This window comes from Tatumella citrea (assembly GCF_002163585.1).
Classification (GTDB): domain Bacteria; phylum Pseudomonadota; class Gammaproteobacteria; order Enterobacterales; family Enterobacteriaceae; genus Tatumella; species Tatumella citrea.
Genome location: NZ_CP015579.1, coordinates 935,115 through 961,751, shown reverse-complemented (window position 1 = coordinate 961,751; position 26,637 = coordinate 935,115). Strand labels below are relative to the sequence as shown.

The 26,637-nt window shown below is 52.0% G+C and carries 20 protein-coding genes; 6 read left to right on the top strand and 14 right to left on the bottom strand.

The window, feature by feature from the left end:
- Positions 1-31: 31 nt before the first annotated feature.
- The 7 genes from A7K98_RS21540 to rppH form a co-directional block, all read right to left on the bottom strand.
- On the bottom strand, positions 32-463 hold the full coding sequence (locus A7K98_RS21540) for a DUF2509 family protein (protein WP_087487507.1): 432 nt from the start codon (positions 461-463) through the stop codon (positions 32-34).
- Positions 460-1,032, bottom strand: coding sequence for a prepilin peptidase-dependent protein (locus tag A7K98_RS04545; RefSeq protein ID WP_157665859.1), 573 nt, complete (start codon positions 1,030-1,032; stop codon positions 460-462). The genes A7K98_RS21540 and A7K98_RS04545 overlap by 4 nt, the downstream gene beginning before the upstream one ends.
- A complete protein-coding gene (locus A7K98_RS04540) occupies positions 1,029-1,499 on the bottom strand; it encodes a prepilin-type N-terminal cleavage/methylation domain-containing protein (RefSeq protein ID WP_157665856.1) in 471 nt (156 codons plus the stop codon). The genes A7K98_RS04545 and A7K98_RS04540 overlap by 4 nt, the downstream gene beginning before the upstream one ends.
- Before the next feature lie 214 nt (positions 1,500-1,713).
- The gene (gene thyA, locus A7K98_RS04535; protein WP_087487504.1) at positions 1,714-2,508 is read right to left on the bottom strand and encodes a thymidylate synthase; all 795 of its coding nucleotides are present in this window, start codon (positions 2,506-2,508) and stop codon (positions 1,714-1,716) included.
- Positions 2,505-3,386 carry a prolipoprotein diacylglyceryl transferase gene (gene lgt / locus A7K98_RS04530; RefSeq protein WP_087487503.1) on the bottom strand — a complete coding sequence of 294 codons (882 nt, stop codon included), beginning with the start codon at positions 3,384-3,386 and terminating at the stop codon, positions 2,505-2,507. Before lgt ends, thyA begins: the two co-directional genes overlap by 4 nt.
- A gap of 132 nt (positions 3,387-3,518) precedes the next feature.
- On the bottom strand, positions 3,519-5,765 hold the full coding sequence (gene ptsP, locus A7K98_RS04525; protein WP_087490360.1) for a phosphoenolpyruvate--protein phosphotransferase: 2,247 nt from the start codon (positions 5,763-5,765) through the stop codon (positions 3,519-3,521).
- A gap of 12 nt (positions 5,766-5,777) precedes the next feature.
- Entirely contained in the window at positions 5,778-6,305 is a 528-nt protein-coding gene (gene rppH, locus A7K98_RS04520; RefSeq protein ID WP_038018261.1) for an RNA pyrophosphohydrolase, read from the bottom strand.
- Between the two features lie 682 nt (positions 6,306-6,987).
- On the opposite strand from rppH, the gene mutH reads away from it, so the two are divergent.
- The 4 genes from mutH to A7K98_RS04500 all read left to right on the top strand — a co-directional run bounded on the left by mutH (position 6,988) and on the right by A7K98_RS04500 (position 10,233).
- Positions 6,988-7,674 carry a DNA mismatch repair endonuclease MutH gene (gene mutH, locus A7K98_RS04515; protein WP_087490359.1) on the top strand — a complete coding sequence of 229 codons (687 nt, stop codon included), beginning with the start codon at positions 6,988-6,990 and terminating at the stop codon, positions 7,672-7,674.
- A 59-nt stretch (positions 7,675-7,733) separates the two neighbouring features.
- On the top strand, positions 7,734-8,444 hold the full coding sequence (locus A7K98_RS04510) for a TerC family protein (RefSeq protein ID WP_087487502.1): 711 nt from the start codon (positions 7,734-7,736) through the stop codon (positions 8,442-8,444).
- Between the two features lie 190 nt (positions 8,445-8,634).
- Positions 8,635-8,859, top strand: a complete 225-nt coding sequence (locus tag A7K98_RS04505; RefSeq protein WP_087487501.1) for a YgdI/YgdR family lipoprotein — start codon at positions 8,635-8,637, stop codon at positions 8,857-8,859.
- A 333-nt stretch (positions 8,860-9,192) separates the two neighbouring features.
- Positions 9,193-10,233, top strand: coding sequence for an NADP(H)-dependent aldo-keto reductase (locus tag A7K98_RS04500; RefSeq protein WP_087487500.1), 1,041 nt, complete (start codon positions 9,193-9,195; stop codon positions 10,231-10,233).
- A 36-nt stretch (positions 10,234-10,269) separates the two neighbouring features.
- Here A7K98_RS04500 and lplT read toward each other — a convergent pair whose 3' ends face one another.
- The 6 genes from lplT to A7K98_RS04470 form a co-directional block, all read right to left on the bottom strand.
- Entirely contained in the window at positions 10,270-11,493 is a 1,224-nt protein-coding gene (gene lplT / locus A7K98_RS04495) for a lysophospholipid transporter LplT (protein ID WP_087487499.1), read from the bottom strand.
- Positions 11,486-13,657, bottom strand: coding sequence for a bifunctional acyl-ACP--phospholipid O-acyltransferase/long-chain-fatty-acid--ACP ligase (aas, locus tag A7K98_RS04490; protein ID WP_087487498.1), 2,172 nt, complete (start codon positions 13,655-13,657; stop codon positions 11,486-11,488). The genes lplT and aas overlap by 8 nt, the downstream gene beginning before the upstream one ends.
- Before the next feature lie 163 nt (positions 13,658-13,820).
- Positions 13,821-15,254, bottom strand: a complete 1,434-nt coding sequence (locus A7K98_RS04485; RefSeq protein WP_087487497.1) for an efflux transporter outer membrane subunit — start codon at positions 15,252-15,254, stop codon at positions 13,821-13,823.
- A gap of 3 nt (positions 15,255-15,257) precedes the next feature.
- Positions 15,258-18,359 (bottom strand): efflux RND transporter permease subunit, encoded by a 3,102-nt coding sequence (locus A7K98_RS04480; RefSeq protein ID WP_087487496.1) that lies wholly within the window; start codon positions 18,357-18,359, stop codon positions 15,258-15,260.
- Entirely contained in the window at positions 18,356-21,571 is a 3,216-nt protein-coding gene (locus A7K98_RS04475; RefSeq protein ID WP_087487495.1) for an efflux RND transporter permease subunit, read from the bottom strand. The genes A7K98_RS04480 and A7K98_RS04475 overlap by 4 nt, the downstream gene beginning before the upstream one ends.
- Entirely contained in the window at positions 21,571-22,911 is a 1,341-nt protein-coding gene (locus A7K98_RS04470) for an MdtA/MuxA family multidrug efflux RND transporter periplasmic adaptor subunit (RefSeq protein ID WP_087487494.1), read from the bottom strand. Before A7K98_RS04470 ends, A7K98_RS04475 begins: the two co-directional genes overlap by 1 nt.
- Before the next feature lie 201 nt (positions 22,912-23,112).
- Between A7K98_RS04470 and A7K98_RS04465 the strand changes: the two genes are divergently transcribed.
- A complete protein-coding gene (locus tag A7K98_RS04465) occupies positions 23,113-23,337 on the top strand; it encodes a hypothetical protein (RefSeq protein ID WP_087487493.1) in 225 nt (74 codons plus the stop codon).
- Here the strand turns inward: A7K98_RS04465 and A7K98_RS04460 are convergent.
- Complete coding sequence (locus tag A7K98_RS04460; RefSeq protein WP_087487492.1) at positions 23,334-25,091, bottom strand: penicillin-binding transpeptidase domain-containing protein; 1,758 nt, start codon at positions 25,089-25,091, stop codon at positions 23,334-23,336. The genes A7K98_RS04465 and A7K98_RS04460 overlap by 4 nt on opposite strands.
- 524 nt (positions 25,092-25,615) lie before the next feature.
- On the opposite strand from A7K98_RS04460, the gene galR reads away from it, so the two are divergent.
- Complete coding sequence (gene galR, locus A7K98_RS04455) at positions 25,616-26,629, top strand: HTH-type transcriptional regulator GalR (RefSeq protein ID WP_087487491.1); 1,014 nt, start codon at positions 25,616-25,618, stop codon at positions 26,627-26,629.
- Positions 26,630-26,637: the final 8 nt, after the last annotated feature.

The following is a 26,637-nucleotide window of genomic DNA, read 5'->3' as shown; positions in this document are numbered from 1 at the left end:
TATAAGTAATGCAATCAGGCATTCTGCCAGGCTAAAGCCGTGGTTGCGAAACGGCGCATAATGTCTCGTCCGGCAACGGACAAAGGTCGGTCCAACCGGCAGGTACTGCCACCACTGTCTGGCGGCCGTTTTTAGATGCGACCACTTGCCGCCAAAGACTTTTTTCACCACTGGCCGACATCCCCAGTAACAGCGCTGTTTCTGGTGTTTGCCAGAGCAGGCAACTTTGCCAGTCCTGCGTGGCAGGAGACTGGCATTGCCAGCCGTTGGCTGACGGCCACTGACGTAATAGTCCCCATTGCAGTGCCGATTGTGCCTGGTAAAAATCCCGCAAATACGCAGTTTCGTCTGCTATCCCTGCCATGCTCTGTTCCAGTAACCGGGCGCTGCCATGCAGTAACATGATGCCTGACAGCAGCAGTACCATGACCATTAACAGCGGGCTGCTGCCTCTGCGATTCACAGATTTTCTGCCAGTAGCCAGTGGTGACGCACCAGGCTGATATGCGGACCTGCTGACATCCGCAGAGTTATACCAATCCGTGGCGCCTGTAACATAAAAGTCAGTTCATCTACCTGCAAAACCGCGGGATCAGTTAGCCGCTCCCAGCCACTGCCCTGACACCCGTTAACATTCCTCTGCGTCTCTATCTGCCCGTCCCGCCACCGGTAACCATAACTTTCGTTGTGGATCCCCCCGGACAGACCGGCAGAGATATAACGTCGATCCTGCCATTGCAGAATCAGACAGTGCTGATCGTGACTTATTGTGATCGCAGGCAATCGGCAAGGTGCCTGTTGGCAGTACCCTGCCCGACGCAGGCTTTTTTCAAAAATCAGCATCAGCTGGTGTATTTCCTGAGCCAACTGCTGCTGTTGCTGTAAACGGCGACTTTGCTGAAACAACTGTGGAAAAAACTGCCCGGCGGCAAGAAATATCAGGCTACTTAACAGCATCGCTAACAACATTTCTCCCAGCGAGAATCCGGCTGATATCTTTTGCATGAGTGGTAACAAGGGTTGCTTATTCACAGACATCCCTCCTGTTCCGGCTGGCAAATTCTGATTCTGGCGCGGGCCGAAATGATTGCCCGCCAACGTTGCTCAGATGGCCCGAACTCAATACTTCCGGCTCTTGCAACACTTCGGCGACCATAAAATCCTGGCTCTCCGTTGACTTTCGGAGCAGCCTGCTGAGGATAAAGTGACCGCCAGACAAACCTCCCCGCCTGGCTGCAATCTTTTGCTGCAGGCAACGGATGGGCGTCAATACACCAGTAACCGTCCTTGTATAAAACTACGAGAGGTAAATCACGGTTGGCACGGTGCGCATATTCACGTACTCCGGCCAGAAAAAAATGCAACCGGGTTGCGGTTTCTGACAATTGTTGCCGCTCGCGCCAGCCTTGCCAGAAATGCCCGCCACCACCTGCCAGCAGAGCAATTATCAGCAAAACGACCATCAGTTCCGGCAGGGTGAATCCGCCAGTAGAAATCATTAATCGGTTTCTGTTCATTAGGCGAGTATCGCGAACATCGCCGCTGCGGAACAGGCGAAAACAGCCAGATTACGTGGCAGGCTGCAAGTCTGTAAATCCGGTTACACCCTCCTCATTAGAATACAGAGAACAGTCGCAATCCGGGGAAAAAAGCCAAAAAAAACGGCAGAGCTGTCAGGCTCTGCCGTATTATTTCAGGACTGAAAAACAGAAATCAGATAGCTACCGGCGCTTTTATTGCCGGGTGCGGGTCATAGCCTTCAATTTCGAAATCTTCAAAACGATAATCGAAAATAGACTCCGGCTTACGCTTAATTTTCAGCACAGGCAACGGACGCGGTTCGCGGGTTAATTGCAGGCGGGTCTGTTCAAGATGATTGTTGTACAGATGGGTATCCCCGCCGGTCCAGACGAAATCACCTACCTGCAGATCGCACTGCTGTGCCACCATATGAACCAGCAGAGCATAGCTGGCAATATTAAACGGCAGACCAAGGAAAATATCACAGGAACGTTGATATAACTGGCAGCTCAGACGCCCGTCAGCCACATAGAACTGGAAGAAGGCATGGCATGGAGCCAGAGCCATTTTATCAAGTTCACCGACATTCCATGCTGAAACAATAATACGCCGTGAGTTCGGGTCCTGCTTCAGCTGGCGAATCACTTCGCTTATCTGATCAATATGGCGCCCGTCGGCGGCTGGCCAGCTACGCCATTGTTTGCCATAGACTGGGCCTAAATCGCCATTTTCATCAGCCCACTCATCCCAGATACTAACTTTATTCTCTTTCAGATAGCCAATATTGGTGTCACCCTGCAGGAACCACAGCAGTTCATGAATAATTGAACGCAGATGGCACTTCTTGGTAGTGACCAGCGGAAAGCCCTGCTGCAGATCGAAACGCATCTGATGGCCAAAAATCGATAACGTACCCGTGCCGGTACGGTCGTCTTTAGCTGTGCCTTCATTTAAAACCTTCTGCATCAGTTCCAGATACTGTTTCATTTTACTTCACCCGGTTGTTTCAGTGGGCTGGTACGGTAAGCCCAAATCATCATAATAACACCGGCCAGAATCATTGGTATGGAGAGAATCTGCCCCATACTGATCACGCCATCAAACAGTCCCAACTGGGCGTCCGGCTGACGGAAAAACTCAACAATGATACGGAAAGCGCCGTAACCAATCAGGAACAGACCAGAAACACTTCCCCTTGGGCGCGGTTTGCGAATAAATACATTCAGGATGATGAACAAAATCACCCCTTCCAGCAACAGCTCATAAATCTGTGACGGGTGACGTGGCAATACCCCGTAAGTATCCAGTAACGACTGCCATTGTGGATGAGTCGCCACCAGCGCCACATCTTCATCATGAGATCCCGGGAACAGCATCGCCCATGGGCAGTTCGGATCCACGCGGCCCCACAATTCGCCGTTAATAAAATTACCCAGACGACCGGCACCCAGACCAAACGGGATGAGCGGTGCAATAAAATCAGATACCTGGAAGAAAGTACGATGAGTCCGGCGGGCAAAAATCAGCATCACCACAATAACGCCAATCAATCCGCCGTGGAATGACATTCCGCCATCCCACACTTTGAATAAGTAGAGTGGATTCGCCAGGAACAACGGCAGGTTATAAAACAGCACATAACCAATACGCCCGCCCAGGAAAACCCCAAGGAAACCAGCATACAGTAGGTTTTCGACTTCATTTTTGGTCCAGCCACTGCCTGGCTTATTAGCCCGACGTCCCGCCAGCCACATGGCAAAAATGAAACCGATAAGGTACATCAGACCGTACCAGTGAAGCGAAACCGGACCAACAGAAAAAATCACCGGGTCAAATTTAGGAAAAGCAAGATAGCCGTTAGTCATCTTTCACCATTATTCTTTCTATCTGAAAGCCTGCCGTCACGGGGGTTCCCGGGAGCCAGACAGTAAAGAGGTGCGCATGATAGCACAGCCTCTCTGCCGGTGTGATCAGCAAATGTAAACATGGATGAGTGGTCAGCGCCCGCCACGGATTAAACCACCCAGACCGCGTCGCTCCATAAAAACCACCACCTGATAACGGACTTCACTGGCGGTACTGGCCTGTAGCACCTGCTCAGCCAGCTGTTCCGTTTCAGTGCAATCCAGGTGACGTAACAGATACTTAACCCGCGGTACGTTTTTACCGTTCATGCTTAAATGACGGAAGCCCATGCCAACCAGCAATGCCACGCACATCGGATCTCCGGCCATTTCACCGCACAGACTCATCGGCAGATTATGCCGCCGGGCTTCTGAACTGATGTGATACAACGCCTGCAGAACCGACGGATGCAAAGGGTCGTACAGATTAGCCACGCGGGTGTTGTTACGATCAACTGCCAGCAAATACTGAGTCAGGTCGTTACTGCCTACTGAAATAAAATCAACGCTTCGGGCAACCTGAGGGATCAGAAATACCATTGAGGGTACTTCAATCATGATGCCAATCTTTGGACGAGGGATCACATAACCCAGCATCTCTTCAACTTCATGACCTGCCCGCTCAATCAGTTTACGGGCATCGTCTATCTCATCAATGCTGGTCACCATCGGCAACAGGATATTCAGGTTACCGGAGGCCGCATTCGCCCTTAACATGGCCCTGACCTGTACCAGAAAGATCTCCGGCTGGTCCAGCGTCAGGCGAATTCCCCGCCAGCCCAGACTCGGGTTCTCTTCACTAATTGGCATATAAGGCAGCTGTTTATCCGCGCCAATATCCAGAGTTCGCAGAGTCACTGACTTATTATTAAATAGCTGCAACATGCCCTGATACTGAGAGACCTGTTCTTCTTCCGAAGGAAAACCACTTTGCAGCATAAACGGCACTTCGGTTCGGTACAGGCCAACCCCGTCAACCCAACTGTTCAGTGCCTGTTCCAGTTCAGCACTGAGACCGGCATTTAGCAGAATCTCGATGTTTTCACCGCTTTTCAGCTCACCGGGTTGTTCCACCACCGCTTCGGCAGTTTTACTCAGAGCATTCTCTTCCCGGATTAACCGTTGATACTCTTTGATGAGGATCGGTTCCGGATCGACCAGTAACTCACCACGATAACCATCAACAATCAGCAGATGTTTGTTCAGCTGATCCGGGCGAATATCTGCCCCCATCACTGCCGGTATGCCCATTGCACGTGTGAGGATCGCAGCATGAGAGTTAGCAGCACCATCACGCACCACCACTCCCGCCAGACGTTCCGGCGGCACTTCTGCCAGTGCAGTTGCTGTCAGTTCATCAGCCACCAGCACAAAGCGTTCCGGCCAGGCGTTGGTGCCCTGCAGGCTGTCATCAAGATGAAACAGCAGACGCTGTCCCAGTTCTCGGATATCTCCACTGCGTTCACGCAGGTAGGCATCTTTCAGGTCGGCAAACTGTCCGGCGTACTGTTCGATCACCGTTTTCACTGCCCATTCCGCGACAGATCCACGGTCGATTTCCGCCAGCAGATCTTTCTTCAGGCGTGGATCACTGAGCAGGTGGGAATAGAGATCGAAAATTGCGGCGCTTTCTTTCTGCACACTGGTGGTAAAACGTTTACTGTAACGGCGAAACTCATCACCGGATTCACTAATGGCCAGCAGTAAACGTTCTTTTTCCTGGGCGATATCCAGCGTTGAAGCCTGACTTACCTGATCCAGGGTTGGCTGAATATGATCCACCCAGCCGGGTGCCACCGCCACTCCCGGAGAAGCAGCAATCGCCCGGATACGGCTTTGGCGAAATACCCCAAACAACTGTCCGACCTGGGACTGAGAAAGTAACGTACCCACCTGAGTGGCCAGGGTCATAAGGAACGACTCTTCGGTTTCATCAAAAGAGCGCAGCTCCCGCTGCTGTACGACCAACACCCCCATGACCTGACGGCGGTTGATAATAGGCGCCCCGAGGAACGAACGGTAGTTTTCCTCTTTTACCGACGGAATAATTTTAAAACTGGGGTGGCTTTGGGCATCGGCAAGGTTAATCGGCTCGGCAAGCCGACCGACCAGCCCGACAATTCCCTCATCCAGGGCAAGAGTAATGGTACGGCCCCGCGGCTTTTTCAGGCCGCGGGTCGCCATCAGGTAATAGCACTGACGCTCATGGTCGGCCAGATAAACCGAACAGACTTCAGTTTCCATCACACGGCAAATTTCGTGGACCAGAATTTCCAGTGCCTCATTTAACCGGGAGGCACTGGCAACCTTTTCGACAATATCGCGCAACTGAGTGAGCATCAGCGGCATGCTCTATCCTCTTTTTCTTCTGCCTGAGGGTTGACTGCGTTGCAGTGAATTTTCCGCGACAGACATCACGACAGTAGCAAACTCCTTCATCACACGGCGATAAACATCCCGTTTGAAAGAAACAACCTGCCGGACCGGATACCAGAAACTTACCCAGCGCCAGCCATCAAATTCGGGCGTACTGCTTCCCTGTACATTGATGGCGCCATCATGACTTTGCAGCTGTAACAGAAACCATTTTTGTTTCTGGCCGATACACACCGGCCGGGTATCCCAACGCACCAAACGTTTGGGCAACTTGTAACGTAGCCAGTTACGGGTCGAGGCGATAATGCGTACATCTTTACGATGCAACCCGACTTCTTCGAACAATTCGCGATACATCGCCTGTTCCGGGGTTTCACCAGGGTTGATTCCTCCCTGAGGAAACTGCCAGGAATGTTGTCCAAACCGCCTGGCCCACAGAACCTGTCCTTGCCTGTTACAGATCACAATCCCAACATTCGGGCGGTAGCCATCATCATCGATCACCAGACTACCTCAAAGCTATCTTCAGATAGCCTGATTGTTTCATACTCCTTACAGGCGGTAAACCATTGGCTGATGGGCTTTCAGTATAATAATTCCGGGATAACTCACAATTTTTCGCCAAGTTATAAACAGAGGAAGCCATTAACGGGCAATTTTATGCACCTTTTCTGTGGATAGCTTTGTGAAGAACGCGGGAATTCCCTGAATAATACAGTAGAGAAATGCAACTTACCTCATGAAAATATAAAAATATAAACCATATATAACAATAAGTTAAAAATGATATTTCGGTTAAAAAATGGCAAAAAACTTATCCGGTATAAAGAGCACTTAACTCACTGAGCAAATTTTAGCCACCGACATTTTTATCCACAGTTTATGGTGATATGTTGTCCACGAGAGCAAAAAAATGGCACTTGCTGGCAAAGTCAAGGCTGTAAATCGAACCAGTAGTCCGCTTAATTCACAGTTATCCCATTTTTCTGTGGATAACAGGGCGTATAATCCTGTTTATTATTGATGACAACGGGGTATAAACCCCGGCACATGATGCTTGTCACACAAATATCCGGATAAAAAAACACGGTTAATCATGCTATTATCTGGTTTATCCCCTGCAATTTTGCCTGTGAATGATTCACAAATTAAAGCCGGGTACTTTTTAACCAGCCTCAGGAGTTTTATGAACTACCCTTCCTCCCCATACGGAGTTCCGGAAAATGAGCAGGCGCTGATGCAACGGGCTTATGCGCTGGCAGGCCAGACGCTGGAAGAACTGGCTGCTTCACTGGCTATTCGTGTCCCGGCAGATCTGAGGCGTGATAAAGGCTGGATAGGCACATTAATCGAACTTCATCTGGGTGCCAGTGCCGGTAGTAAAGCCGAGCAGGATTTTGCTCATCTGGGAATTGAGCTGAAAACCATCCCGGTGGACCAGCTTGGTCGCCCACTGGAAACCACTTTTGTTTGCGTTGCCCCGCTGACAGGTAACAGTGGCGTTGACTGGCAACACAGCCATCTTCGGCATAAGCTGTCGCGCGTATTGTGGATTCCGGTGGAAGGTACCCGTACCATTCCTCTGAAGCAGCGCAGAATTGGTAGCCCGCTATTATGGAGCCCCTCAGAACAGGAAGATAAAATGCTGCAGGCGGACTGGGAGGAACTGATGGATATGATTGTGTTGGGTGAGGTGGATAAAATCACTGCACGCCATGGTCAGTACCTGCAAATTCGCCCTAAAGCAGCGAACAGCAAAGCCCTGACCGGGGGCATTGGCCCGCAAGGACAACCAGTGATGACCTTACCGCGCGGTTTCTATCTGAAAAAAACATTTACCGGCCCTCTGCTGGCCCGTCATTTTTTACTTTAGTCACAGAATGCAGCCCGGTTATACTCCTCGTTTAGCTTTCGTTTAGGATTAATGTGAGTATGTTCGAGTGGATTGCGGACCCCAATGCCTGGCTGGCGCTAGGGACACTGATTGTTCTTGAAGTTGTCCTTGGCATCGACAATATTATTTTTCTTTCTCTGGTTGTTTCTAAACTTCCGGAACATCAGCAAAACCGGGCCCGGCGTTTAGGGCTGATGGCGGCAATGATGATGCGACTGGCGTTGCTGGCATCCATCGCCTGGGTTGTTCGTCTGACTACTCCGCTGTTTACGCTGCTAAATCATGATTTTTCTGCCAGAGATCTGATCCTGCTGGCCGGTGGTTTATTTCTGATCTGGAAATCTGCGAAAGAGATCCATGAAACGATCGAAGGTGATGAGGAAGCACCACAAAGCCGTGTCCATTCCTTTATCGGTGCAATTATCCAAATCATGCTGCTGGATATTATCTTTAGCCTGGATTCGGTGATTACTGCTGTCGGATTATCAGACCATCTGTTTATTATGATGGCTGCCGTGGTGATTGCTGTGATGATGATGATGTTTGCTGCCAGAGCAATTGGGGAATTTGTAGAACGTCATCAGACAATAAAAATGCTGGCACTGGCATTTTTGATTCTGGTCGGTTTTACCCTGATGCTGGAAAGCTTTTCAATACATGTTCCGAAAGGCTACATCTACTTTGCGATGTTCTTCTCAATGGGTGTCGAATTACTCAATTTATTACGGGGTAAGAAAAAGTCCCATTAAGTTCCCGGATAACAGTGTGTCCGGCGGTTAACAGAAGAAAAACCCGCTGTTTTCTGCCGGATCGTTCGCTGTACATATTTAGTTACCGCTTTTTACCCGTTTATTTCTCAATTCAGACCTGTCCGGTTTGTTTACCCTGCATAAATCATTTATACCAAGAGTAATGATAATAAAACTGTCGGGGAACAGAATGAAAAATCTGAGAAAAACCGCCTTATGTGGCATTTTGCTGGGAAGCGCACTCTTAGCAGGTTGCAGCAGCCACTATGTCATGGCAACCAAAGATGGTCGGATGATCATGACCGACGGTAAACCTAAAATAGATAAAGATACCGGTCTGGTGCAATATACTGATGAAGCGGGTAATCAAATCCAGATTAACGGGGACGAAATCTCCGGTATTATCGAACGCTGAGTTGTAACTCCCGAATTATCCCCAAAGACTGCTGCCCTGAATTATGACTGTCTGATAAGACAGTCATAATGGTATAGCGGCACAGTATTGCCATATGTTTAATCATCCTGCTCCCCGGTAAGAAGGGTTTTATTCGTTTTTCCGGCTCAACGTGGTTTGTCTGTATTCTGACAGCAAAAAGTCAGGAACCCGAAATATCAGTCACTGATGATTTCGCTGCCTGCTGACGGCGGTGAAACACGGGGGAACTCTGGCTGGTCTGGACTTGCGTCGGGTGCCAGTGTAGATTTCCCCTTACCCATCATGACAACCATGACAAAAAGGAAACCAGCTATGCTCTATCATCGCATTCCCCATAGTTCGCTGGAAGTGAGTCAGCTGGGCCTGGGTACCATGACCTTCGGCGAGCAAAACAGTGAAGCCGATGCACATGCCCAATTAGATTATGCCCTCAGCCAGGGAATCAATCTGGTAGATACCGCCGAGATGTATCCGGTTCCTCCCCGTCCGGAAACTCAGGGGCTGACCGAAAAATATATTGGCAGCTGGCTGAAAAAAACTGGCAACCGCGACAAAATCATCCTGGCCAGTAAAGTTGCCGGGCCAGCCAGAGGCAACAATGCGCAGATTCGCCCCGGCCAGGCGGTTGACCGTAAAAATATCCGCGCAGCACTGGATGCCAGCCTGCAACGGCTAAATACCGATTACCTCGATTTATATCAGATCCACTGGCCACAACGTCCTGCGAACTTTTTTGGCAAACTGGGTTACCAGTACACCGAAGAAAATGTCCCGGTAACGCTGCTGGAAACTCTGGAAGCCTTATCTGAGCAGGTACGGGCAGGGAAAATCAGATATATCGGAGTGTCGAATGAAACCCCCTGGGGAGTAATGCGTTATCTGCAACTGGCAGAAAAACATGAACTGCCACGCATTGTCAGCATCCAGAATCCCTACAGCCTGTTGAATCGTAGTTTTGAAGTCGGGCTGGCAGAAATTAGCCAGTATGAAGGGGTGGAATTACTCGCCTATTCATCACTCGGGTTCGGCACACTAAGCGGTAAATACCTGAACGGTCAGCAACCTGCTAATGCCAGAAATACCCTGTTCAGCCGGTTTACCCGTTACTCCGGAGAACAGTCTGCCGGGGCTGTAGCCGCTTATGTTGCGCTGGCACAACAGCATGGACTGGACCCGTCGCAGATGGCTCTGGCGTTTGTCCGCCAGCAACCTTTTGTCGCCAGTACGTTGCTTGGCGCTACTACCCTGCAACAGCTAAAGATTAATATTGATAGTTTTAATCTGACGCTGGATGAAGAACTGATGCAGCAACTGGAAGCGATTCATCGTCGCTATACCTACCCGGCACCATAACGGGCTGTTGGTTGCCGCGGCTTGTGCCGCGGCAGATTACTGCTGTTGCTGACGTGGATGCTGGCGTTGCCGGGTCCATTGCCAGAACCATAAACCGACGATAGCCAGTGCAAACAGAGTACCAAAGGCAATCCCCGTAAATACCGCAGAAGCACCAAGCCGTACGGCCAGCGTGTAAATAGCCAGCATCACCAGCATGGCGACATTTTCACCCAGATTTTGCACCGCTATTGCCGGTCCTGCTCCCACAGAAGCCTGACCACGCACCTGCAGCAAGGCATTTAACGGCACAACAAACAGCCCGCCGCAAATACCGAGCACGATTAACCAGAAACCACCACTGTACAGATGCTGCGTCAGGGTGAACGCTACCACCACCAGCCCCACCAGAATTCCGGCTGGCATACATCTTCGGGTATGCTTCAGAGATATCAGTTTTTCCGCCAGCAATGCTCCGCCAACAATACCAATGGCGACCATCGCATTCAGTATTGTCGGGGTTTTATTATCAACAATCCCCAAAGCCACCGGCACCCACAGCACCAGCAGAAAGCGTAACGTGACTCCGGCCCCCCAGAACATACTGGTGCCGATGAGTGAAAAGCGGGTTTCAGGGTCCTGCCACAGCGTCTGTCCGTCCTGGCGGAAACGGCTGACCATCTGCCGCCAGCGCCAGTTTTTCCCAGGCTGGGCCGCCGGTAATGACGGAATCAACATATTCGCCAGCACGGCCAGCGCATAAATGACAGCACAGACCAGTAACGCCGTAGAAATATGCCAGTCGGCCAGCACACCTCCGGTCACTGATCCCAGCAGGATGGCTGCAATGGTGGAACTCTCCATCAGGCCATTGCCACGAATCAGCTGATCTTTGCTCATCAGCTCGCCAAGTATTCCGTATTTAGCCGGGGAGTAAGCTGCCGCCCCGATTCCAACTAATGCATAGCCAACAAACGGATTAAAATTAATTCCGATTAACGCAGCGCCGATAAATTTCAAGCCGTTGGCCAGCATCATCACCCGGCCTTTCGGGAAACTGTCGGCAAACTGGCCGACAAAAGGTGCCAGTAATACATAAGCCACCACAAAGACCATCTGCAGCACCGGTTGGGTCCATTCGGCATAGTCGGCACGTTTTAATACAGCCAGGGTAGCGAACAATAAGGCATTGTCACCAAAGGCAGAGAAAAACTGAGCCAGCAGTACCGGACGCAACCCGGAGGCTCGTTCGGGCGCAGGACCTGAACTCAAATCATTCATTATCACTCCTGGCAGGTTGCTGTTCCGCGTCTGCGGCCATCACTTTCAGTTGCTGGTAATCAGGTTTTCCGCTACCCAGCAACGGTAAATGAGGCAAATAACGGATATCCCGTGGGACGGTCAGCTCGCTATAACCCAACTCACGGCTGGCCTGGATTAGCCGTTCCCGGTTCAGATGCGGATCTGTGGTAAATAATACCAGGGCTTCACCGCGTAGAGGATCAGATTTAACTGATGATGCATGCTGAAAATCAGCAGAAACATGCAAAGCGACCATTTCAGGGATTTCCAGGGAAACCATTTCACCCGCCAGTTTGGCAAAGCGTTTCACCCGTCCCTGAATCTGGCAGAAACCTTCGCTGTCAAAACTGACAATATCGCCAGTGTCATACCATCCTGCTTCACTCACCCCTTCGCCATTATCTGCTACCGGCGGCTCAATCACGCCAGGGGCTTCCAGCCGCAAATACCCTTTCATCAGATTAGGGCCACTTACCTGCAAGCGCCCGCCATTTTCAATGCCCGGCACAGAGATCAGCCGGTAATCCATTGCCGGAAGGATACGCCCCACGGTGTTAAACCGGGCGGCCAGAGGCACATTGATTGATAATACCGGCGCACATTCGGTCGCCCCGTATCCCTCCAGAATACGCAGCCCAAATTTTTCCATATAGAGATCACGGGTTGAGTCACGCAACTTCTCTGCACCGGCCACCACATAACGTACCCGGGCGAAATCATAGGGATGAGCATACTGCGCATAGCGAGCCAGAAACGCCGGTGTACCAAACAGCACCGTGCAGTTCCGGTCGTAGACCAGTTCGGGAATAATCCGGTAGTGCAGCGGGCTGGGATAAAGGAACGTTTCGGCTCCGGTAAACAAAGGTGTAAACAGTCCCACGGTCAGCCCAAAAGCATGAAACAGTGGCAGAGAGGACATAAAGCGATCGCCCGGGCGAAAGTCCGCTACAGTACGAATCTGTTCCACATTGGCGAGTAAGCTTTTATGGCTGTGAACGACCCCTTTGGGATTTCCCTCGGAACCGGATGTGAACAGAATCATTGCCGCGTCTTCCGGCTGCTGTGGCAACTGAGCTTTATGTGGTACGACTAAATGCCAGAGTATCCACAGTTTATCGCGCAACTGCAGCGCCGGTTTTAAATCTTCAAGATAAACCCAGTTGACCCCGGTAATACCTTCAGTCAGATACCAGAGTTTTCCTTTATCCAGGAACTGTCGTGAGGTAAAAATCGTGGTGATTTTCGCCGCAGTCACCGCCACCTGTAACCCTTTAACGCCCGCCGAGTAGTTGAGCATTGCCGGGACACGACCACGCAGAATCGCGCCTAAAATAACCGCAGGAGTAATTGAGGTATTTGGCAGTAACAGACCAGGTGTCGCCGTCGGGGGGCAATATTTATCCAGCAACCGGGCAACGCCGAGAATTTTTTTCAGCAGTCCCCGATAACTGTCGGGAGAAAACTGCACATCTTCGATACAGGCACGACGCCAGCCATAGCGTTTGGCCGCGCTAAGATAAGCATCGAACAGGGTCTGGCGTGGGCGCACCGCCATGCGGGCTTCCATCATAATATGTTGCAGGTGTTCACCCGCCTGAGCACGTCGCTGACGTGCAGATGGCGCCGTCGGCATCGGTATGACGGTAGCCGGCAGAATATGCAGAGAAATTTGAGGAAAAGCACGGCGTTTTATTTCGCCACTTTTGCGGGCGAACCAGCTGTATTCAGCACCTTCAATCCGCACCGGCACCACTCTGGCACCACTTTTGGCCGCCACAAACCCGGCACCACTGTAGACTTTCATTAGCGAGCCGGTCACCGAAATCCGGCCTTCCGGAAAAATCACCACCGGCCGCCCCTGCTCCACAATCCGGATCAGATGTTTGACTGACATTGGCTTTAATGGGTCGAGCGTCACCACTTCCACCAGTGACTGCACGGCTTTCATATACCATTTATCCGATAATCCGGACCACACCGCAAATACCGGCTTTACCGGCAAAAACAGCGCCAGCAGTAAACCATCAAGGAAAGAGACATGGTTAGGCGTAAGCAACACCTTGCCATTATTCAGCGCCGATAAGTCTCCCTGAACCCGGATGCGCCACAATAGCCGGCAAAGTCCGCGCAATAAGCTAAACATCCACTCTCCTTAGCTTTCAGATAGTAATATGTCGGATTAAACACGTTTGTGTCGCCTGACACAATTCCCTGGCATAAAATGCCTTTAACTTTTGTACAAAATACACTCAGTCACAGGCCCCTGAATATTCAGAAGCCTGGAACTGGCAGGGAAATACGGGGGATTACTGACCGCTGGCGGCCGGAGCGTCGGGCAGCTGTGAACTGTCCCAGCCACCACCCAACGCGGCTATCAGCGCAACACTGGTGACCCACTGGGTGCTCTGCAGCGAGAGCAGGCTCTGGCGGGAGCTGAGACTGGTATTTTCGGTGGTTGCGACATCCAGATAATCAATCATTCCGGCATCATACTGATTACGGGTCACCCGGGCAGACTCAACCGCCGCAGTGGTGGCCTCCTCCCGGGCTGCAATTTCGTCTTTCAGGGTATTCAGTTCGACAAGATTGTCCTCAACGCCCTGGATAGCTGTCAGTACTGTCTGACGGTAAGTGGCAACACTGGCATCATAAGAAGCTCTTGCCTGTTCCACTTTGGCAGAGGTGGCGCCGAAATCCAGTACCGTGCCACTTAGCTCCGGTCCCAGTGACCAGACCCTTTCCGGCAGTGAGAACAGGTTATGCAACACCGATGAGCTGAAACCGCCAGTCGCACTGATACTGAGATCAGGATAATAACCGGCAATCGCTACGCCCACTGCCGCATTGGCAGCAGCTACATTACGTTCGGCATAGGCAATATCCGGACGGCGCTGAAGCAGACTGCCAGGAATAGCTTGCGGGATGGGCGGCAAAGTCCCTGGCACAGGAGCCACTGCCAGTGAAAATTCAGACGGTGTTTTGCCCAGTAACAAGGCAATGGCATGTTCCAGTTGGGCACGCTGCCACTGGTAATCCAGAGCCGTTGCACGGGTACTCGCCAGCTGATTTTGTGCCTGTGCCAGTGTCCCGCGATCTTCATCACCAGCCTGATATTTATTGTTAATGACCCTTAAATAACGGGTATAGGCATCAATACTCTGCTGGTAGAGGGCAATACGCTGATCCATAAAGCGAATCTGGAAATAGTCCTGCGCCAGTTCAGACTGAGCACTAAGGGTGGCGTTCGCCAGCTCAGCAGCACTGGCCGATGCTGTTGCACGGTTCTCTTCCAGGGTACGCCGTAACTTGCCCCACAGATCCAGTTCCCAGCTGGCCGACAGCTCTGCCGTATGGCTGTTGGAGATGGTCTGCACCGGATTGCTGCCATTACTGTGGCTGGCACTGCGGGTAGAACTGGCACTGCCAGATACCGTCGGAAACAGCGCAGCTTTCGACTGTGCTGCCAGAGCCTGCGCTTCACGGTACTGTGCCAGGTACATAGCAATATTCTGGTTGGAAATCACCACTTGTGGCATCAGCTGGTTCAGCACCGGATCATTGTAGACCTGCCACCATTCCCCTTTAGGCAGTGAGTCACCCGGCCGTGCCTGTTGCCAGCCCTTCGCTTCTTTATATTGCAACGGAATATCCGCCGACGGACGATGGTAGTCCGGCCCCACCATACAACCGCTGAGAAGTAATGCCAGACAGACTGGTGTCAATTTTTTCGTGAATTTCATCAATCAGGATCCTGGGGCCCGGACACGGTGCCATTGTCGTTTAGTGGCGCGGCTCAACCGGTCCAGCCACAAATACACCACCGGGGTGGTAAAGAGAGTCAGTAACTGGCTGAGCGCCAGTCCGCCGGCAATCGCCAGACCTAACGGGCTGCGCAAATCAGCATCACCACCGTGGCCCAGAGCCAGAGGCAGTGCGCCGAAGAATGCCGCCAGGGTCGTCATCATGATCGGTCTGAAACGATGAATACAGGCCTGAGTAATCGCCTGTTGTGGCGTCAGTCCCTGTCTGCGCTCAGCATCCAGCGCGAAATCGATCATCATAATCGCATTCTTTTTGACAATACCTATCAGCAACACAATCCCAATCAACGCAATAACCGTCAACTGGGTATTGGTCAGAATCAGCAACAGCAAGGCCCCCACACCAGCAGAAGGCAGTGTCGAAAGTATGGTCAGCGGATGGATATAGCTTTCATACAACATCCCAAGCACGATATAGACCGCCAGCAGTGCTGCGGCAATCAGCCATGGCATGGTCGCCGTCAGCTCGGTAAAGGCTTTCGCCGTTCCCTGGAAGCCGGCTGAGATAGTATCCGGCAGCGCAATCTTCGCCATCGCCTGGCTTATCAGTTGCTGAGCCTGTTCCAGCGATACACCATCTGCCAGGTTAAAGGCGATGGTACTGGTGGCTGACTGCCCCTGATGCGCAACCGACAACGGCGCATTGCCGCCCCTGAAGCTGGCAAAGGCAGAAAGAGGTATCCGTGCACCACTGTTATTGATGACATACAGATGCTGAAGTTCGGTCGGGTCTTCAGTATCACTGCTTTGCAGCATCATCACCACATGGTACTGGTTAAGTGTTTTGTAGATAGTGGCAATCTGCCGCTGGCTAAACGAGTTGTTCAGCAAGGTATCTAACATATTCACATTCACCCCTAACCGGGTAGCCCGGTCGCGGTCGATATCAATCATTACTTCCTGACCGCCGGTTTGTGAATCTGAATCAACACTGGTCAGCTGCGGAATGGCACTGAGTGCTGCTTCCACTTTCGGAGTCCAGACCCTTAGCAGATCCAGGTCATCAGCCTGCAGGCTGAACTGATAGGTTGCGTTAGCACTGCGTCCGCCAATATGAATATCCTGAGCTGCCATCAGAAACATCTGTGCACCTGCCACATGGCTGCCCTTCATGGTCAGCCGGTTCGCAACTTCGGTGGCGGTCGCAGAGCGCTGACTGAAATCTTTCAGACGGATAAAGAAGCTTGCCGAGTTCCTTGAACCAAACATACCGCCCCCCATCGATGACATCACTGAATCCACCGCCGGGTCAGAACGAATAATTTTGGTAAACTCCTTCACTTTCGGCAGCATCGCCTGGAATGAGATATTCTGATCAGCACGTACCGCCCCCATCAGCAGCCCGGTATCCTGGTTAGGAAAGAACCCTTTCTGAACCACTGAATAGAGGAAAAGATTCAACAGGATGGTCAGCAGCAGGCTGAACATGGTCAGTTTCTGGTGTGCCATTACCCAGCTCAACCCATCGGTATAGGCGCTGAGCAAACGATTTAACTGAGTTTCTATCCAGCGAAACAGTGGATGCGGGCGCTTTGTGACCGGGGGATGACGTTTCAACAGCCGGGCACATAACATCGGGGTCAGACTCAGCGACACCACCATCGAAATGACCAGCGAGATAGTCAGTGTGACCGCAAATTCACGGAACAACCGTCCGACAATACTGCCCATCAACAGGATAGGGATAAACACGGCTATCAGGGAGACCGTCATTGAAAGTACAGTGAAACTCACCTCTCTGGCACCACGCACCGATGCCCGAACCGGCCCAAGCCCGGACTCAATATGGCGCATGATATTTTCCAGCACCACAATGGCATCATCGACCACAAATCCGGTTGCCACTATCAGTGCCATCAGTGACAGGTTATCCAGGCTGTACCCCAGCAGATACATCACCATACAGGTGCCAATCAGCGATACCGGTAGCGCTACCGCCGGGATCAGCACGGCCTGCCAGTTACGCAGGAAAACAAACACCACGGCAATCACCAGCAATACGGCGACCAGCAAAGTCTCTTCAGTGTCATACAGTGAGGCACGCACCAGCGGCGAACGGTCGACCACCAGTTTCAGGGCGGTATCCGCCGGGATAGAGGCTTCTAACGCCGGGAGCTGTGCTTTAATCGCGTCGATGGTTTGCAGCATGTTGGCCCCGGCCTGGCGGGTAACCCCCAGCATCACTGCCGGACTGCCGTTCAGGAAACCGGCATTGAATTTATCCTGCACATTGTCATAGACCGTCGCCACATCGCTCAGCCGCACGGCTTTGCCATTCTGATACACCACAATCAGGTTGCGGTAATAGGCAGCACTTTCCAGCTGACTGTTACTGTCGATAGACCAGGAGAGTTTGTCGCCCTGCAAAACACCTTTTGGCAGGTTAGAGGTGCTGTCGGCGACTGCCGCACGTACCGTATCCAGCGAAATGCCATACTGGGTCAGTTTCGCCGGTTGCAGATCGATACGCACTGCCGGTAACGCACTACCAAACAAGGTGACCGCACCCACCCCGTTAACCTGCGCCAGTACCTGCTCCACTTTACTTTCGGCAATATCATACAGTTCACCGGCCGTACGGTTTGGCGATGTCAGCGCTATCATCACTATCGGCGCATCAGACGGGTTGGCCTTACGATAGGTCGGTAGCGACGGCATACTGCTTGGCAGCAGGCTGCGGGCAGCGTTAATCGCTGCCTGTACATCGCGGGCGGCACCGTTGATATCGCGGCTGAGATCAAACTGCAAAATAATGGTGGTCGAACTTTGCGAACTGCTGGAAGTCATTTCGCTGACCCCGGCAATTTCCCCCAGTGCACGTTCCAGAGGAGTCGCAACGGTCGCCGCCATCGTTTCCGGGCTGGCGCCAGGCAGGCTGGCGCTGACCATAATGGTCGGAAAATCCACCTGCGGTAACGGGGCGACCGGCAGCAGCCGGTAACCCAGTGCTCCGAGCAACAGTATCGCCATGGTCAGCAACAGAGTAGCAACCGGCCGGAAAATAAACAGCCGGGTGATATTCATGATGCCCCCCGCGGGTTGCGTTTACGCTTCATATAACGCTTACCACGCTGAGAAATTCCGTCGAACCACAGATAAATGACCGGAGTGGAAAACAGGGTCAGCACCTGGCTGACAATCAGTCCGCCAACAATTACCAACCCCAGAGGTTCACGCAATTCAGATCCTGAGCCGGTCGCCAGCATCAATGGCAATGCACCGAGCAAGGCCGCCATTGTGGTCATCAGAATCGGTCTGAAACGTAACAGACACGCCTGATGAATAGCATCACGAGGGGACATATGCTGTTTGTTTTCGGCTTCCAGCGCGAAGTCGATCATCATGATCGCATTCTTTTTCACGATACCGATTAACAGGATCACCCCGATCAGCGCTATCAGGCTGAACTCATTACCGGTCAGCAACAGTGCCAGCAAAGCACCAATCGCCGCTGATGGCAGAGTAGACAGAATAGTCACCGGGTGAATAAAGCTCTCATAGAGGATCCCCAGCACCAGATACATAGTCAGCAGCGCCGCAAGGATCAGCCACAGAGTATTACCGGTGGCCGCCTGGAACGCCGAAGCCTCCCCCTGGTACTCCATCGTTATCGAAGATGGCATCTCCAGTTGTTTGCTGACTTCACTGATAACTTTCTGTGCCTGTTCAATCGAATAGCCATGGTTGAGGTTAAACGACAGCATCACCGCCGGATACTGGTTAAGTCGCATATTCATCAGTGAACCCAGCTGCTGATGGATAGTCGCAATCGAAGTCAGTTTCACCATACCGGTGGTGGTAGTGGTCGTGGAATCAGATGAGGTACTGCTACCTGAGCTGCTGTTACTGTCTGTGGTCGACGTAGACGAACTGCTGCCTGAAGTTGACCCTGAAGTACCGTTAGTGACCGAAGATTGCAGATAGATATCATTCAGTGACTGCGGACTCTCCTGATACTGAGGAGCCACTTCCAGCACCACACGATACTGATTTGACTGGGTAAAGATGGTCGATACCAGTCGCTGACCGAAGGCGTTGTACAGAGCCGTATCGACATCCGAGGCGGTGATCCCCAGACGGGCGGCTTTATCGCGATCCAGGTCAACAAACGCAATACGCCCCTGATCCTGAAGATTACTGACCACACTGTTAAATTCCGGTCGTTTGGACAGGGCAGCAATCAGTTTCGGGGTATAGTTCACCAGATCTTCACTGTCGAGCGATGCCAGGGTGAACTGATACTGACTCGGAGTGACCTGGTCATCTACGGTCAGATCCTGTGCCTGCTGCATATACAGCTTAATTCCCGGAACCTTCAGCGCAGCCTGCTGCAGCTGCTTAACAATTTCAGCGCCTGTATCACTACGTTCAGAGAAAGGTTTCAGGTTTATCTGCAGCCGGCCACTGTTAAGACTGGTATTGGAACCGTCAATCCCGATAGTCGAAGTCAGCGACTCTACCGACGGGTTTTGCAGCACCACATCCGCCAGTTCCTGCTGGCGTCTGGACATTTCCTGGAATGAAACATCCTGAGAGGCGACAGTGACTCCCTGAATCAGCCCGGTATCCTGTTGCGGGAAGAAACCTTTCGGGACAGCCAGATAGAGCAGTGCCGTCAGTGCAAATGTCGCCAGCGCCACCAGCAGAGTTATTTTCTGATGGTTAAGTACAATCGTCAGCAGGCGATCATAACCCCGGATGATTTTTTCAAACACCTCCTCGCCTTTACGGGAGAAGCGGGACTGTTTCTCTTTCGGGATATGGCGTAGCAGATAAGCACTGAGCATCGGGGTCAGCGTCAAAGAGACCACCAGCGAGACCAGTATTGATACCGCCAGGGTAATCGCAAATTCACGGAACAGTCGGCCGACCACGTCCCCCATAAACAACAGCGGGATCAGTACGGCAATCAGTGAGAATGTCAGGGATATCAGGGTAAAACCGATTTGCTGCGAACCTTTCAGGGCCGCCTGCATCGGCGATTCTCCGTCCTCCAGCCGTCGCGAAATATTTTCCACCACCACAATGGCATCATCAATAACAAAGCCGGTGGCAATGGTCAGCGCCATCAGTGACAGGTTATTCAGGCTGAAATCCAGCAGATACATCACACCAAACGTACCCACCAGCGACAGAGGGACTGCGACACTCGGAATCAGTGTTGCCGCAATATTACGCAGGAACAGGAAGGTCACCATCACTACCAGTGCAATCGACAGTAACAGTTCGAACTGCACATCTTCGATGGAAGCACGGATAGTCTGAGTACGGTCAGAAACGACCGTCAGTTTAACCCCGTCCGGTAAGGCCGCCTGTAATTTTGGCAACTGTGCTTTAATGCCGTCAACCACCTGTATTACGTTAGCTCCGGGCTGACGCTGCACACTGATGATGATCGCTGGCTTCTTGTTTGCCCACGCGGACTGGAAACGGTTTTCTGCACCCTGGGTAATAGTGGCAATATCTTTCAGACGCAAGGCTGAGCCATTTTGCCAGGTCAGAATCAGATTGCCGTACTCTTCCGGGGTTTTCAGCTGATCATTGGCATCAATAGTTACTGAGTGATATTTGCCGTCAAATCCGCCTTTCGAACCATTAACGTTACTGTTGGAGATTAGGGTATTCACATCCTCCAGCGTCAGATTGTGGGCGGCCAGCGCCTGCGGATTAAGCTGTACGCGAATAGCCGGCTGGTTTCCTCCGGCTAACGTTACCATCCCTACCCCGCTTATCTGTGACAGCTTAAGAGCCACGCGGGTATTGACTAAATCCTGAATCCGGGTGAGCGGCAGGTTATCGGCGGTGGCCGACAGAGTAATAACTGCCGTATCTGCCGGGTTCACCTTTTTATAAGTCGGCGGGTTCGGCAAATCATCCGGCAGCAGGCTGGTTGCTGTATTAATTGCTGCCTGAACTTCCTGCTCCGCAACATCCAGGGAGAGATCCAGATCAAAACGCAGGGTAATAATGGATGAACCGCCGGAACTGTCAGAAGTCATCTGACTCAGCCCGGCCATCTCACCGAGGTTACGTTCCAGAGGTGAGGTCACCGAGGTTGACATCACACTCGGGCTGGCACCGGGATAAAGTGTCGTGACCTGAATGGTCGGATAATCGACCTCCGGCAACGCTGATACCGACAGGAAACGGTAAGCGAAGATACCTGATAACAGAATCCCCACCATCAGCAGGATGGTGGCGACGGGACGCTGAATAAATAGCCGGGACGGATTCATTAATGGCTTGCCTGCGTACTGTCTTTAGTATCAGCTGCAGATGCGGCGCTGTCGGTGGTAGTAGTGGTCACAGTGCTATCAGTCGCGACTGACACTTTTGCGCCGGTCGTCAGGCGGTCGATACCATCGGTCACCAGACGGTCACCCGGATTCACTCCGCTCAGTACCACCTGCTTATCGGTGCCAAAGGCCGGGCCAGCAGTAATGGATTTACGGGTGACAGTGTTGTCAGCATTAATCACAAATACAAAACTGCCATCGCTGCTCAGTTGCACGGCCTGCACCGGCACTACAGTGGCGTTTTTCAGTACATTGGTTTGCAGACGCAGATTCACAAACTGGTTGGCATACAGCGATTCATCTTTGTTAGCAAAGGTGGCTTTCATTTCAATACTGCCGGTGCTGGTATCAATGCTGTTACTGATAAAGCGCACCTCACCCTGTGCCAGTACCGTGGTGTTGTTCTGATCAAAAGCTGTTGCCGGTAACGCCTCACCATGATGCAGGGCTTTGATCAGTGTCGGGATATTGCTCTGCGGCACACTGAATGTGACTGCAGCAGGCTGCATCTGGGTAATAGTCACAATACCGGTAGTGGACGAACTCTGTACCATGTTCCCCGGGTCTACCAGCCGTAACCCAACGCGGCCACTGACCGGCGCGGTAATTCGTGCATAGTCGATACTGACTTTAGCACTGTCGATTTGTGCCTGGTCTTCTTTCACAGCTCCGGCGTACTGCCCCGCAGTCGCTTCCTGGGTTTCCAGGTCCTGACGGGAGAGTGAATCTTCGGCAAACAATTTGCGATAACGGGCCAGGGTTAACCGGGCGCTGGTGAGTAACGCCTGATTCTGAGCCAGTGCTCCCTGATACTGTGCCAGAGTAGCCTGGTAGGTCCGGTCATCGATTTGAGCCAGCAACTGACCTGCTTTCACCATCTGCCCTTCGGTGAAATAGACTTTTTCCAGCTGTCCGTCGACCCGGCTGGTCACTGTTACGCTGGCATTGGGGATTACGGTACCCGGAGCACTCAGGTAGACAGGAACATCGGCCTGACTGGCAACGCCGGCATGCACGATAGTTGCCGCGCCTGCGCCTCCTGCCATAGCGCCCCAACGCCCCCCACCACGTTTCCCTTGCTGGTTATGCATTTCTCCACCACGACCACCGCGGGCATGACCGCCAGGCCCCCCGGGACCACCAGGACCGGCAAAGCCCCCCGCCGGACCGCCGGAAAACCACACCCGCCATACCACTCCGCCAATAATCGCACACAAGATAATTAACAACAGCCATCTCAGCCAGTGAGTTCGAACAGGTTTCTTTAGGTTATTAGTCATCAGATTTCGTGATTATCAGAGAAAGTGGATACACCAGACAGAAGTAATCTTTGTGCAGTGATATGAAAAAATGAACTCTGACTATTATTGACAACAGAGCCGCTATTTTTCCACCGCCAAAACGTAAGAATTTCGTTAAACCGTGTCGATCCTGACAGGTAAAACGCTTCAAAATATAATGTAAGGCAGGGGAAACAGCCAATGATAATTACGAATAATTATCATTTATCCATAAAATTCCCGGCTGGCGCCAATAAGCCGCGCTTTGGCCTGAATACAGATAACCGGTGGCTGCCTCAGGGACAGACAACGGCGAAGCCCGTCTGTATCGCTAATGCCCTGTCAGAGAAAGAGAAGCGCTGGTTTCGGCAGAGCGTGGCGGGAGGACTCTCCCACTGCCACGGTCTGCCGGAGTCGGGTAATTAATCGGGCGGAGTGGAGGTATCAGTTCCCGGTGGCAGACTGGCATTGGTACTGTAGAGAGCATCCGGGGCGATGTTCATATACTTCAGCACCGGGCCGATGATATTACCGAAAACCGGCGCGGCCACCGAACCACCGAAGTGAGCACCCGCTGTCGGATGGTTAATCATTATCACCAGCGCGACCACCGGATGACTGGCCGGAGCAACCCCGGCGGTATAGTTGATATAGCCGCCATCATACTTACCACTACTGCCCATTTTTTCGGCGGTACCGGTTTTAATCGCCAGACGGTATCCGGGAACTGCAGCACGTACCCCTGAGCCGCCAGGTAAGGCATCACTTTCCATCATATGCACGACACTACGCACCACATCTTCATCAGCAACCCGTGTCCCTTCTACCGGCGGAGTCACTTTAGTGATGGATAACGGACGATAAATACCAAATGATCCCAGAGTCGCATATTCACGGGCAATCTGCAGCGGGGTCAAACGTAAACCATAACCAAAGGCGAAGGTCGCGCGTTCGATGTCCGCCCAGCGCTGACGATGCAGCGGGAAGTAACCGGTACTTTCCCCGGTCAGACCCAGATCCGTCGGTCTGCCTAAGCCAAAGGAGCGGTAAGTATTTACCAACACTTCTGCCGGCATCGCCAGCGCAATGTGGGATACCCCGATATCACTCGACTTCTGCAATATGCCGGTCATGGTCAGTCGTGGCCAGTGTCCGACGTCACGAATCAGATGCCCGTCCACCCGGTAAGGCGTGGTATCAAGCACCGAATCGGGCCGCACCAGATGACGCTGCAATCCTTCCATCACCACCAGCGGCTTGACGGTAGAGCCGGGCTCAAAACTGTCGTTAATCGCGACATTACGCATCTGTGCCGGCGTTGCATCATCATAATTGTTTGGGTTATATGACGGATAAGAGGCCATGCCGAGGATTTCCCCGGTATCTACCCGCACCATCACCGCCGCACCAGAGTCGGCTTTATTCTGTATCACACCGTCACGCAGTTTGCTGTACATGGTGTACTGGATAAATTTATCAATACTCAGCTGTACCGTTGGTGGCTGGGTCGGTGGCTGATAGCTAATCATCGAAATAATATTGCCGTGGCGATCCTGGCGGTACTTCTCTTTGCCCGGTTCGCCCTGCAAAATTTTATCGAAACTCTTCTCGATACCGTTCAGGCCACTGTTATCAGCGCCGACAATACCAATCAGCGGCGCCGCCGCATCACTCATCGGATAGAAACGGCTGTCATCATAAACGGAAGAGATCCCCGCCAGATGCAACTGGGTGATATCTTTAGCAATACCCAGCTCGATTTTCCGGCCCAGATAGAGAAAACGTTTCTTCGGATTGGCGGTGATCTGTGCCGCCAGCTGCTCCGGACGCATATCCAGTGCCGATGCCAGGTAGGCCCATTTCGGATCGTAAAAATTAGGGTTGCCTTCCATCACTTTAAGCGGATCGGCAATAATATCGCGGGACGGCACGCTCAGTGCCAGGGTGTCACCATTCCTGTCCAGCAGTGTGCCACGGTTGGTCGGCAAAACGACCTCACGTAACGAACGCTGGTCAGCTTCTTTCTCCAGCATCGGATGATCCAGTAACTGCAAATCTCCTACGCGCAGAACCAGGAATACCAGGCAACCTACGACGCCAAGACACACCAGGCGAAATCGAAAAGGGTTAAACGTAGCTTTGATCTGGTCTTTTCCCAGCATCTTCTTTATCCGGGGCATAACATTCCGCTGAATTATGAATAATAAGGCGTATTAACACAGTCTTATAATGAATTTACCCGCAGGATCACAGCGAAAGTGTGTATCAGTTGGTAATCTTTAATGAGAGTGAACATTGATAGCATATCAGGGCAACAGAAGAAATGAGAAATCGGAGGCAAAAAAAACCTGCGCTTCAGCGCAGGTTGGTGTAATCAAAACTGTTGATGTTCACCCATCAATACCTCTGGGACGTTTAATTTACCAGGTTTCCGGTATTTCTCTCTACAACATAAACGCAACAGTTGTCCGCAAAATGTAAGCAGCTATTTAGAGATTAACGCTTCAAATACATTGGACTATCTCTGTATTACCTGAGCAACACAGCTTATCTCCCGGAGACATGACAGGGTCTGTGTCATTATTCTGAAAAACCTGACTATTTTAATCAAATTTGCGGGTTAGCCGACATTTTATCAGCTTGCAGTCCGTCTGCTTTTCCGTAACACTGGTCCAATGTGTAAACGTTTTCCCGGAACCCCACCATGGCTACTATAAAGGATGTCGCCAGACTCGCCGGCGTCTCAGTCGCCACTGTTTCCCGAGTGCTCAATCATTCGCCGAAGGCCAGTGAAGCTTCACGCCAGGCGGTGCAGGAAGCTATGCAGGAACTGCACTACCAGCCCAATGCCAATGCCCGCGCCCTGGCCCAGCAAACTACAGCGACCATTGGCCTGATTGTGGCGGATGTCGCTGACCCTTTCTTCGGGGCGATGGTGAAAGCGGTTGATGAAGTGGCAAGTCAGACCAACAACTTCCTACTGATTGGTAATGGCTACCACGATGAACATCAGGAACGGCTGGCCATTCAGCAACTGATTCGCCATCAGTGTGAAGCTCTGGTACTGCATGTCAAAAAAATACCAGATGATGAGCTGTCGGAATTAATGCGCTATATCCCGGGAATCGTATTGATCAACCGGACTCTGCCGGGTTTTGAACAGCGCTGTGTTGCACTGGATGATAATTACGGTGGCTGGCTGGCTACCCGCCATCTGATTCAGCAGGGGCACGAAAATATTGCGTTTATCTGTTCTGACCATACCATCTCGGATGCCAGTGACCGACTCGCTGGCTACTACCGGGCGTTGAATGATCACCAGATTCCGGCCAACCGACAACTGGTGGCCTTTGGCGAACCGGATGAAACCGGCGGGGAACAGGCAATGATCAATCTGCTGGCTCAGGGTAAAGCCTTCAGCGCAGTCGCCTGTTATAACGATTCAATGGCCGCAGGTGCACTGGCCGCACTCAGTGACAACAGTATTCAGGTGCCACAGCAGATGTCACTGATGGGTTTTGATGATGTGCTGGTTTCCCGTTATCTCAGGCCCCGGCTGACCACTATCCGTTATCCGGTAGTTACCATGGCTCAACAGGCTGCAGCCCTGGCGCTGGCATTATCGAAAAATGAACCTGCCCCGCCAGTCACCCATCTGTTTCACCCTACCCTGGTCATCCGCCATTCCGTTGCCAGGCATAACGATCAGCCGGGCTAATTCGCCCG